The organism is Gluconobacter sp., assembly GCF_047723935.1.
Classification (GTDB): Bacteria; Pseudomonadota; Alphaproteobacteria; order Acetobacterales; family Acetobacteraceae; genus Gluconobacter.
This window is the reverse complement of record NZ_JBDOBO010000080.1, coordinates 1-9867: the sequence shown is the minus strand read 5'-3', so window position 1 is coordinate 9867 and position 9867 is coordinate 1. Positions and strand designations below refer to the sequence as shown.

Sequence of the window (9867 nt, the reverse complement as noted above, 5' to 3'; positions counted from 1 at the left end):
ACGCCCTGATGAAGCTGTCTGTCCCGCCCCCCAAAGCCATGCTGGCTGATCGGGGTTATGACAGTGACAGCTTCCGCCAGGATCTGCTGATCCACGGGATCCTGGCGGTTATTCCATCACGCAAAAGTCGCAGTGCTTCACAGAAAACAGACTGGTGGCGTTACAGGGAACGCAACCGCATCAAGCGGATGTTAAACAAACTCAAGCAGATGCGCCGTATCGCGACGCGCTACGACAAGACCGCCTTGTCCTTCATGAGTTTCCTCAATCTCGCCGCCGCAAAGCTCTGGATCAGATTTTTTGTCAACATGACCTAGCGAGACAACACCAACGTTGCTCAACTCTCCGCCTCCAACCCACCTTAAGCATCGCTGCCTCTATCTTCTGCCTTATGAAGGCTTTGACGGGCGGTATAGTAATCATACAGACTGCAAGTATTTGGGAGTTGGTATAGCTCAGTATCGGGAAGGAGAAGATACGCCTGTATCTGTAAAGTCTTGGCGTAAACCTGAACATAAATGGAGTCGTCAGAGCGAAGAGCTTCCAACACATCGAAATATTGATATGACTATTCTTCAGACTCTCGTCATGCGACATAACTGGCCAGATACTGTGGCTGTTCCAGCAAAAAAATTTCTTTATCAGAGCGGAGAGATTGTTTTGCGTCGGCTTGAGCCGGTCAACAGTCAGTGCCGCCAAGAGCGGGAAGCTACCCTTGAGCGCTTAAAGGTACTCAAGGCCCTCTTGAACACTATGTCCAATATCTAAAGGAATTAATCATGCATCCTTCTAAAGTTCTCAGCCCTAAGTCCCATATTGCCCCTTCGTCTTTGAAGGTTTTCTATATTCACCCAGACGGGTGGTGGTCATTAGCTCGAATGAACTACGATGGAGAAGAACGTATTGGCATTCGCTGGAATGGCGAGATCGATAATCCTTCTGATCTGGGTCACCCCGTTTCCACGGGCCATGCCACCTGGTTCTTGCTGCCCACCGAACTGGGAGACCCTATTGCACAGTTGGCAACTCTCTTCAGCAAAAGCCGGGAATAAAAAACTTTTCTTCGATGCATAACATCAGCATGGCGTTACGCTATTACCTATAGTGTAACATCCTGCACCTTCCGGCCCCAGATCCGCCCGGATCGCTCCTTCCCGTCCCGCTCTTACAATCTGCGGAAAGGCCCTGAAAATCCGCATTCCTGGAGAGAAAGCCCCTGACGGTTCGGATCCGGACCTGTTACACTTTTCAGGATCTAATGCCCAAAGCTCCGCAAACGGCCCTGCCCCGCCAGTTCAGCCTCTTCCCCGAGAGCGCCCGTCTGCAGCGGATTGACCCGGCGACCAACTGCTGGCGCTTCTACCGTCTGACCCTGCAGGATGATCTCTTCGGCGGCACCGTCCTTGTCCGCTCCTGGGGGCGTCTCGGGACCACCGGTCAGGAACGGCGGGAACGTTTCGGCGATCCGGTTATCGCGCAAAAAAAGCTGGTCCGTTGGGTACGGGTGAAGCAGCGTCGGGGCTATCGAGAGGAAATGGACGGATGACAGCAAGCGATGTGACGGTGAAAACGAGGGAGTTGCCCTCGCGCTCTCGGCAGGAGCCGCAGGCTCCTGCACCTCGGGGATTTGACAGGAAGGATCCGTCTGGCGGCGGCGTGTCACCGCAGGCGGGGATGCAGCTGTTTGATCCCTCGGGGGCGCGGAAATATCTGACCGTTTCCGAACGCACCGCTTTCCTGAAGGCGGCCGAGCGGGCGCCGCGCGATGTCCGCACCCTCGCCATGACCCTGGCCTGGTCGGGGTGCCGTCTGTCCGAGGCCCTGGCCCTGACCGCTGACCGGGTGGATCTGGCCGGCGGCGTGCTGGTGTTTGAAAGTCTGAAGAAGCGCCAGGACGGGATCTACCGGGCTGTCCCCGTCCCCCCTGCCCTGCTCGAGGCGCTTGATCTGGTGCACGGCGTCCGCGAAGCGCAGGCGCGTCGGGACCGGGGCCGCTTCCTGCGTCTGTGGCCGGTGGCCCGCATGACCGGCTGGCGCATGGTGCATCGGGTCATGGCCGAGGCTGGTCTATCTGGCCCCGCCGCCTCCCCCAAGGGCCTGCGGCATGCCTTTGGCGTGGCGGCCGTCTCCACCGGCATTCCGCTCAATCTCGTGCAGAAATGGCTCGGCCATGCCCAGCTCTCCACCACCGCCATCTATGCCAACGCCTCCGGTGACGAAGAGCAGACTATTGCAAGGAAAATGTGGTCAATCTAAAACATATTTTTAGAAACCATTTTGAATGTTTATAAAATGTTCTTTTAATATTAAAAGAACATTAAAGGAAGGTCCTATGATTCTTACTATTGGCAATACGAAAGGCGGCGTAGGGAAAACCACCCTTGCAGTTCAAATCGCTATTTTCAGAGCGCTTCAAGGACGAGATGTCTGGTTGATCGATGGAGATCGTCAAGGAACAGCAGCCTCGGCGATTTCCATTCGCACAGAAGCAAATCAGAAGCCTGGAATTGCCTGCGCACAATATTCAGACGGTCCTACTTTACGAGGACAAATTCAACAGCAGAAGAACAAATGGGATGATATCATTATAGATGCAGGAGGCAGAGATTCTACAGCTCTACGCGCCTCATTAATTTTATCGGATGTTTTATTAGTTCCATTCGCCCCACGCTCATACGATGTATGGGCTCTCGATGATATGGCTAAGCTAATTGATGAGGCACGCAGCGTCCGAGACGGCTTAAACTGCTTTGCTGTTATGAACCAAGCAGATCCGGGATTATATTCATCGGATAATTCAGAAGCAGCATTTGCTGTGTCAGAAGTGAAGCAGTTTCGATATTTAGATATGCCTATCCGCCGCCGAAAAGCATTCAGTAACGCTAGTGGGGCAGGATTATCTGTTTCAGAGATGCCCGTAAAAGACGCAAAGGCTTGTAAAGAGCTTTCAAAACTAGTTGAATACGTTTTTAATATTAAAACAGAATCATAAGGATATTATTATGGCTATCTTAAAAAGACCCCAGAGACCTACGCCTCCTTCGGTAGAGGACGCATTCATTGCAGGTGCACCGGATGGTGGAATTTTCACACACTCAACTCCAGAAGCATACAATAAGGGCATACCTAAAGGACATAAGCGACAAATCAGTCTGACGATTGCCCCAGAATTACTGAAGCGCGTTGATGAAATTGCTAAAAGAACCGGGCAGGCCCGTGCAGGAATTATAAATATGGCTATTTATAGAGCCTTAGAAGGAGATGTTTTTAAATGATATCAATATCTAATTAGGATGGAAAGAATATCTTATGGATATTAAAAAAGATCCTTCTAGCAAAACTTTTCGTTCTGCTCCCTCTGCCCAAGAGCAAGGGGATTTTTTTGTTCCCGGATTATACGATCTTGCGACAAAAGATAACCGTGGTGTTATGGATGTCGCAGTATTTCGTCTATCTAAAAAAGACAAACGCGCAAATGATGTAATGATACATCATCTCCCTGATGGTTATGTACGTATAACTAGTGGCCCTGATGGCATGGCGTCTATTTGGGACTATGATATAATTTTGATGGGTATTTCATACTTAACCGAAGCAATGAACAAATATCGGTCTGGACTAGGAGATAAGCCTGGGCGCATTTTTTCTCCTCAGGTATCAGATATATTAAAATTTTGTCGCCAATCTGATGGCGGCAGGCAATATGAAGCAGTTGAATCAGCTTTGCGGCGCCTTAAACAGACTTCTCTTGAAATAGTCCGTGGCGAAAAGAAAACTAGGGGTGGCCGTACAATCCGAGAAACTACAGGATCTGGTTTAATAAACGATTACAAGACCATATCATATGCAGATACTGGGCGTGTAATGGCTGTAGAGATAGAGCTTCCTAACTGGCTATATTCGGCAGTAGTAGAGTCAGAAAATCCTGAAGTTCTTACCGTCCATCAAGATTATTTCCTTTTAAAACCTGGTCTCGGAAGATTTTTGTATAGATTGGCAAGGGTGGCAGCTGGGAAAAATGAAGCTAAATGGTCATTCCGGTTAATTTATGAACGTAGTGGTAGCCAAGGAACTTTTAAAAGATGTTCATACGAACTTAGAGAATTTGTTAAACGGAACGACTTGCCTGAATATGATCTTTACGAAGAAAGTGGACGAGAGGGACCGCTTTTAATCATGAGGTACCGTTCAGAGAAGCAACATTCTTCTTTGGGTTCCTAATAGACGGAGAAGCCGCAGCTTTAAGGCGGGAAACCTTAATCTGCCCCGATCTCCTGTGAAAATTCCGTCTTTTAGGAACCAAACTCCGTCTTTTAGGAACCCGTTTCCGTCTTTTAGGAACCAAACTCCGTCTTTTAGGAACCCTCTTTCCTTGCAAAGGATTGAAAAAAAACAATAAAATCGAACTTTTTTTTCCTAAAACTATTTAAAACATTTAAAACTATTTGAAACCCGAATGCCTGTGGATAACTCTTCCCCTCCTGACCGTGCTTTAGAAGCTCTGGCTAATCGCCTGGAGGCTTCAGAAGATTACCAGGTGCTCAGACGCCTGCATCCTTCTGTTCTGAGCCATAAACCCAAAGGCAGGGGACTGCGCACCGGTCTGTTCGTGGATCTGGAGACCACAGGCCTTGATCCCCGTCAGGACGAAATCATCGAAATCGGCATGGTGCCGTTCATCTACCGCATCGATGGTCTTCTTCTTGGAACCCTGCCAGCTTTCAACCGACTGCGGGAACCTTCCATTCCCGTGCCTGCCTTTGTTCAGGATCTGACAGGACTGACATCCGAACGCCTGGCTGGACAGACCGTCTTACCCGACGAGGTGACGGCCTTCGCCCCGGATGCCAGTCTGGTGATTGCTCATAACGCAGCGTTTGATCGTCCTTTTCTCGAACGCTTCTGTCCGGCCTTTATGAACAAACCCTGGGCCTGTTCCATGGAAGACATTCCCTGGGATCAGGCAGGCTTTGAAGGACGCAAACTGGGGCATCTGGGTCTCCAAGCCGGATTTTTCTTTGACGGGCATCGCGCCGTGGATGACTGTCAGGCTGCCATCGCCCTTCTGGGCCATACAGGCTTCCCGGAGAGCCGCTCCACCCTCTCTCTCCTGCTGGAACGTGCCAGGACGATCTGGACGCGTCTGTGGGCCGAATATACGCCCTTCGAGCTCAAGGATACGCTCAAGGCCCGTGGCTACCGCTGGAACGATGGTTCTGACGGCCGACCGAAAGCCTGGTTTATCGACAGACCGCCTGAAGAGGTTGAAGAGGAGGTTCGCTTTCTTCGCTCTGACATCTATCAACGGGACGTCGATATTACAGTTCGTCCTGTCGAAGCTGCAGACCGCTTTACCAGCCGGGTCTGAGGCGGTCCTTGTCCGAAGCATGACAGAGTGTCACTCTGATCTCTTTCACAAACAGGGAGTTTCCTGATGTCGATCCGGTTCCGTACGTCGTCTGCCATGCTTCTGGCCGGCATGACTCTGTCTTCTGCCGCTCTGGCGGCTGAGACCTCTGAGAAACCCTGTGAAACCGATCTGTGCCGCAGCGTCCGTCAGTCCTGGACCACCGTGCGTCAGGATGCCTCTGATGCGACCCGCTGGACCAAAAAGGAAAGCGTCAAAGGATGGGATGCCACAAAGGACGGCACAACCAAAGCCGCACATTGGACCGGCCGGGAAAGTGAAAAAGGCTGGAAGGCCACAAAAGCTGGAACGAAGGACGCGGCGCATGACACTGCCGCCTGGACCAGAAAAGCAGCCCATGATGTGAGCCAGTGGGGAACGGACAAGACGCCTGACACGGCTAAAACCGGACAGGATCAGTAGTCCTGGACCAATTCAGTTCAGGGTTATGACCCGCCTGTGGGTTCTGTCTGATCTCCATCTTGAGGCTGTCCCGTTTCCAGATGGCTATGATCCGATCCGCCCGGAGTTCGATGTGCTGGTGGCGGCAGGCGATCTCTGGCGGGGCGAACCGGAAAAAGCCGTGGCAACGCTTAACCGTCTGGCAGGCGGCCGTCCGGCTGTGTTCGTCGCCGGTAACCATGAAGCCTGGGGGATGACCCCGGACCGGGCTCTGGAGCGTCTAAGACGGGCGACAGCCGGAACAGCAGTCCACCTCCTGGACGGAACAGAGGCCGTGCTGGCCGGGATCCGGTTCACAGGCCTCACCCTCTGGGCGGATGGGGCTCTGGCTCCTGTCCCAGTGGATTCGCACCAGACAACAGGGGAAGGGGTTCTGCGGCCGTCTGGTGAGGGTCTCATCACGCATGGCGATGAAGCGGCCCTGCATCATGCTCACCGTGCCCGGCTTGAGCAGTGTCTGTCAGAGACGTCTTTCGAGTTGCCGGTCGTGGTGGTCACCCATCATGCACCTCTGGCGGCGTGTCTGCCGGAAAGCCTGCGACGTCAGTCAGGAGCCGGGCTGTTCGCCTCTGATCTGTCCGGCCTTATGGAGCGCTTCCGGATTACCTTATGGATCCATGGTCATATCCATACCTGCCAAGAGCACCGTCATGCCAGCGGGACCCGGGTTCTCGCCAACCCGGCCGGACCCCTGTTCTCAGTTCCGGGATTTAACGACGCACTCGTTGTCGAGATCTGAACAAACTCTTATTCAGACGGTGGAAACAGGATGTGAGTCCTGACTTGAAGAAGGAAGAGTGTTGTGGATCCGCTGATGCAAGGACTGCTTGTCATGCTCCTCCCTGCTGCTGGGCTGACCATCGGTCTGGGTCTAGTCACTGGACCAGTCATGACCAGACTGGCGCAATATCGCGTCATGTCTTTGAAAGGCACTCGGCAGACAGATCCTTCAAACTCTCTCTAGAAGCCGTGGCCCAGAATAGGAGAGTGAGCAGCTGACACGCGCAAATGTTGTCAGGATGATTGCTCTGCTACAGAGACCATCCTGTATGTTTGACGGCTTCTGTGGATGTTCAGTGTCTTACTCGTGTCCAATTTGGACACAGGGAAGACGTTGCTGCCCTCCTGATAGCCTCCACTATTCCGAGAGTGCGGTTCTCAGAATGAGACAGCTTCGCGGCCTCTTCGAAGCGGGTTCGAGGCCATTGTGAGGCCTATACGAGGCAGTAGCGAGGCAACTCCGCGGCGTTCAAACGGGTCTCTTCATAGACCATTGCACCGTTGGTGCGGGAGAGGGGTGCCAATCTGTTAGACCTTTCCCCTTTCTGAACGAAAGGGTGCGGTTACTAACGATACCCTTTGTGGAGAGCAATGAGCTTTTGTTCGAAAACGTACGCCAAGAAATTGCATGGTAGGAAAAGCATCGGAAGACAGGCATCACCTGCGACCATGACCACAAGGTGTTCGAGGGATGGCAGAAGCCGGTTTTTGTTGAACAGAACTCCTAGCGTGTGTATAATGTGTAAATGAAAAGCGCCGTTCTGATCCGAGAACTGGAAAAAGCAGGCTGGACGCTGGATCGCGTGCGCGGTTCACACAATGTCTTCAAACATCCATCCCGGCCGGGGATCGTGGTCGTGCCTCATCCCAAGAAGGATCTAGGCATCGGACTGGTCGCCGCCATCCGCAAGCAAGCAGGTCTTTAGGAGGATAATCATGCGCTATCCGGTTGTTATCGAACGGGGCAGCGAGACAACGGCTTTCGGCGTTGTCTTTCCTGACCTTCCCGGCTGCTTTTCGGCAGGCGACACACTCGACGAAGCCCTTTCCAGCGCGGAAGAAGCCGCTGCGGCATGGATCGACGCTACCTTGGACGCGGGAGAGGCGGTTCCGTCTCCCAGCACCCTTGATACCATCCAGAGCAACCCGGACTATCAGGGCTGGACCATCGGCATTGTCACCATTGACCCGGCTATCCTCGATGACCGGGTGGAACGGGCGAACATCTCCCTTCCACGGCGGGTTCTGGAACGGCTGGACGCTCTCGCCAGAGCCTCCCGCGAAAGCCGGTCGGGCATGATCGCAGCCATGACCTTACAGGCGAAACTCACGCCTGACGCCATTCGTAAGCACTGACATTCTGGTCCCTGAACTGATGGCCGAGGAAGGTGGCGTGAGGCGATCTCCCATCCTGAAGGGATGGGAGATCGCCTGTATCCTACCGGGTGAGGTGAGAAGCCCTCTAGTGTCTGAGAATGCCCATTCTCAGACACCAAGGGACCGAAACCGGGAGGAGCGATAGGGCTGCGGTATAATCTTGATTCAGCCTACAAAAAAATATTGCTCTGCCAATTTTCATCGCATAGATGGTCAAGCTCCTTTAAATAAGTGAGCTAGAATTTTGTGAAAAATACATCAGAAGATAGCTTTTATCTTATAGCGCACAATAATTGTCATTATGTGCCATATAAGAAAAGAAACCTAAAAACTGGCGCTTACGGTTATGAATTATTACCTGAAGGTAATGGTAATAACCCAAGTGCGGCTGAATATACGGAAGATGTCGGTTATTTGATAAAGAGGGTTGTTGTAGACAAGTGGTTGGTTCGCGCCAAAGCCCTTAGTGGGCCACAGAAAAATCAGCCCAACTCGGTTGGCCTTTCTGGTCCTGAACACCCAACACGAAGGCTTATTCGCGCATACTGGATATCGCCTAAGCTTCAGCATCTCACTATTCCTGCCTCCTACATCTGATGTCGGTAATCTGATACGCGGCCTATACGAAAGGGCTCAGACACCCCCCCTTGGTCGTGGTGGCCTTCGGCATGACCCTTATCCTGCCGCCCTCCGGGAACCTCCCGCTTCGCTTCAGGCCGCATCAGACCATTTTAGCCTTTGCGCATGGTATCCCACCACGTTGTGCGTCTATCACGCCGACTGGACAGCCTTCGGCGCCTATTGCCGCACTTAGAGTGTCACGGCGCTCCCTGCTCAGCCCGAAACCGTGGCCGCTTGGATTACGCCATGTCTGGGAGCAGGGCCGCAAAGGGTATCGTTAGTAACCGCACCCTTTCGTTCAAAAAGGAGGGGGGTCTAACAGATTGGCACTGCTTTCCCGCACCAACGGTGCAATGGTCTATGAAGGCACTCTTTTCCATGCCGTATTTACGCCGTGGTGACGCCGTAGATCTGAAGGCAGACAGCTCTGTCCCTACGTTTCGGGCCTTGTTACAGTGAGGCCTTCAATGCTGGCCTGTGTCCAGAACGGATACAGGCTGAGAACAGCAAGACATTTTCGAGGGGAATTTCTTTCCTCTATGCTCGCACAGCAGTTTTTCTGTTTCATCCACCAGGATAGAACTCCCACATGGACAGGGCAAAGCGTTCACCCGTGTTGTGGTGACGGGCATCGCAGAGGTCTCCGGCCAGACGGTCTATGAGATCGGCGCATTCGATCTGCGTCCTCCAGGGATGGGCCAGAACCTCATCAGGAAACATCAGTCCCAGAAGATTGCCGGCGATGGCGGCCGTACTGTCGCTGTCTCCGGAATGCGTTACGGCGATGCGCAGGCCCTCTTCGAAGTCGGTGGCGACGCGAGCGGCATAGAGGGCAATGGACAGGGCTTCTTCGGCCACCCATCCCTGACCCAGCGTCTCGACCGTTTCGGGGTGTCCATCAGGCGCAGCAGTCCAGGCCCGCTCCACGGCAGCCTGTGTGGTTTCGTCCAGGCGCAGGGTCTGTAGTGACCGGGCCGCCTCTTCCAGCGGTGTTCCTTCCAGCAGTTGCGCCAGAACATGCGCCTGGGCTCGGGCGGCGTTACGGCCTGTCGGATGAGCGTGGGTCAGATGGGAACAGCCATCGGCCAGGGCATCGCAGTGAACCCCTCCGTAAAGGGCGACGGGAGCGACCCGCATGATGGCCCCGCAGCCCTTGCTGTTGTTATTGAGGCCATCGTGTGGATGGTACGCTAAACAACGTTTGGCATGAACAATAAAGG

The 9867-nt window shown here is 53.2% G+C and carries 17 protein-coding genes; 16 read left to right on the top strand and 1 reads right to left on the bottom strand.

Annotation, left to right across the window (positions count from 1 at the left end; all coding sequences use genetic code 11):
- From ABF979_RS14725 to ABF979_RS14650, 16 genes are all read left to right on the top strand, one after another.
- The coding region (locus ABF979_RS14725) for a transposase (protein WP_415560548.1) at positions 1 to 317 on the top strand (317 nt) is incomplete at its 5' end.
- A 16-nt stretch (positions 318 to 333) separates the two neighbouring features.
- On the top strand, positions 334 to 768 hold the full coding sequence (locus ABF979_RS14720) for a DUF6530 family protein (RefSeq protein WP_415560547.1): 435 nt from the start codon (positions 334 to 336) through the stop codon (positions 766 to 768).
- 11 nt (positions 769 to 779) lie between these two features.
- Positions 780 to 1052, top strand: a complete 273-nt coding sequence (locus tag ABF979_RS14715; RefSeq protein WP_415560546.1) for a hypothetical protein — start codon at positions 780 to 782, stop codon at positions 1050 to 1052.
- 206 nt (positions 1053 to 1258) lie between these two features.
- Entirely contained in the window at positions 1259 to 1546 is a 288-nt protein-coding gene (locus tag ABF979_RS14710; RefSeq protein WP_415560545.1) for a WGR domain-containing protein, read from the top strand.
- Positions 1547 to 1674: 128 nt separating this feature from the next.
- Positions 1675 to 2256: a tyrosine-type recombinase/integrase gene (locus tag ABF979_RS14705; RefSeq protein WP_415560544.1), complete on the top strand. Its 582-nt coding sequence runs from the start codon at positions 1675 to 1677 to the stop codon at positions 2254 to 2256.
- A 76-nt stretch (positions 2257 to 2332) separates the two neighbouring features.
- Positions 2333 to 2992, top strand: coding sequence for an AAA family ATPase (locus tag ABF979_RS14700; protein WP_415560543.1), 660 nt, complete (start codon positions 2333 to 2335; stop codon positions 2990 to 2992).
- Between the two features lie 10 nt (positions 2993 to 3002).
- A complete protein-coding gene (locus tag ABF979_RS14695; RefSeq protein WP_010505781.1) occupies positions 3003 to 3275 on the top strand; it encodes a hypothetical protein in 273 nt (90 codons plus the stop codon).
- Between the two features lie 34 nt (positions 3276 to 3309).
- Positions 3310 to 4221: a replication initiator protein A gene (locus tag ABF979_RS14690; protein ID WP_211497617.1), complete on the top strand. Its 912-nt coding sequence runs from the start codon at positions 3310 to 3312 to the stop codon at positions 4219 to 4221.
- A 235-nt stretch (positions 4222 to 4456) separates the two neighbouring features.
- Complete coding sequence (locus ABF979_RS14685; RefSeq protein WP_415560542.1) at positions 4457 to 5368, top strand: 3'-5' exonuclease; 912 nt, start codon at positions 4457 to 4459, stop codon at positions 5366 to 5368.
- Between the two features lie 66 nt (positions 5369 to 5434).
- Positions 5435 to 5830: a hypothetical protein gene (locus ABF979_RS14680; RefSeq protein WP_194258391.1), complete on the top strand. Its 396-nt coding sequence runs from the start codon at positions 5435 to 5437 to the stop codon at positions 5828 to 5830.
- A 25-nt stretch (positions 5831 to 5855) separates the two neighbouring features.
- Complete coding sequence (locus ABF979_RS14675) at positions 5856 to 6608, top strand: metallophosphoesterase (protein WP_415560541.1); 753 nt, start codon at positions 5856 to 5858, stop codon at positions 6606 to 6608.
- Between the two features lie 63 nt (positions 6609 to 6671).
- Positions 6672 to 6833: a hypothetical protein gene (locus ABF979_RS14670; RefSeq protein WP_415560540.1), complete on the top strand. Its 162-nt coding sequence runs from the start codon at positions 6672 to 6674 to the stop codon at positions 6831 to 6833.
- Positions 6834 to 7395: 562 nt separating this feature from the next.
- Complete coding sequence (locus tag ABF979_RS14665) at positions 7396 to 7575, top strand: type II toxin-antitoxin system HicA family toxin (protein ID WP_011251576.1); 180 nt, start codon at positions 7396 to 7398, stop codon at positions 7573 to 7575.
- Between the two features lie 10 nt (positions 7576 to 7585).
- Positions 7586 to 8005, top strand: coding sequence for a type II toxin-antitoxin system HicB family antitoxin (locus ABF979_RS14660; protein ID WP_415560539.1), 420 nt, complete (start codon positions 7586 to 7588; stop codon positions 8003 to 8005).
- A 267-nt stretch (positions 8006 to 8272) separates the two neighbouring features.
- Complete coding sequence (locus ABF979_RS14655; RefSeq protein WP_415560538.1) at positions 8273 to 8623, top strand: hypothetical protein; 351 nt, start codon at positions 8273 to 8275, stop codon at positions 8621 to 8623.
- Between the two features lie 71 nt (positions 8624 to 8694).
- Positions 8695 to 8928, top strand: a complete 234-nt coding sequence (locus ABF979_RS14650) for a hypothetical protein (RefSeq protein ID WP_415560537.1) — start codon at positions 8695 to 8697, stop codon at positions 8926 to 8928.
- Positions 8929 to 9211: 283 nt separating this feature from the next.
- Here ABF979_RS14650 and ABF979_RS14645 read toward each other — a convergent pair.
- The coding region (locus tag ABF979_RS14645) for an ADP-ribosylglycohydrolase family protein (RefSeq protein WP_415560536.1) at positions 9212 to 9867 on the bottom strand (656 nt) is incomplete at its 5' end.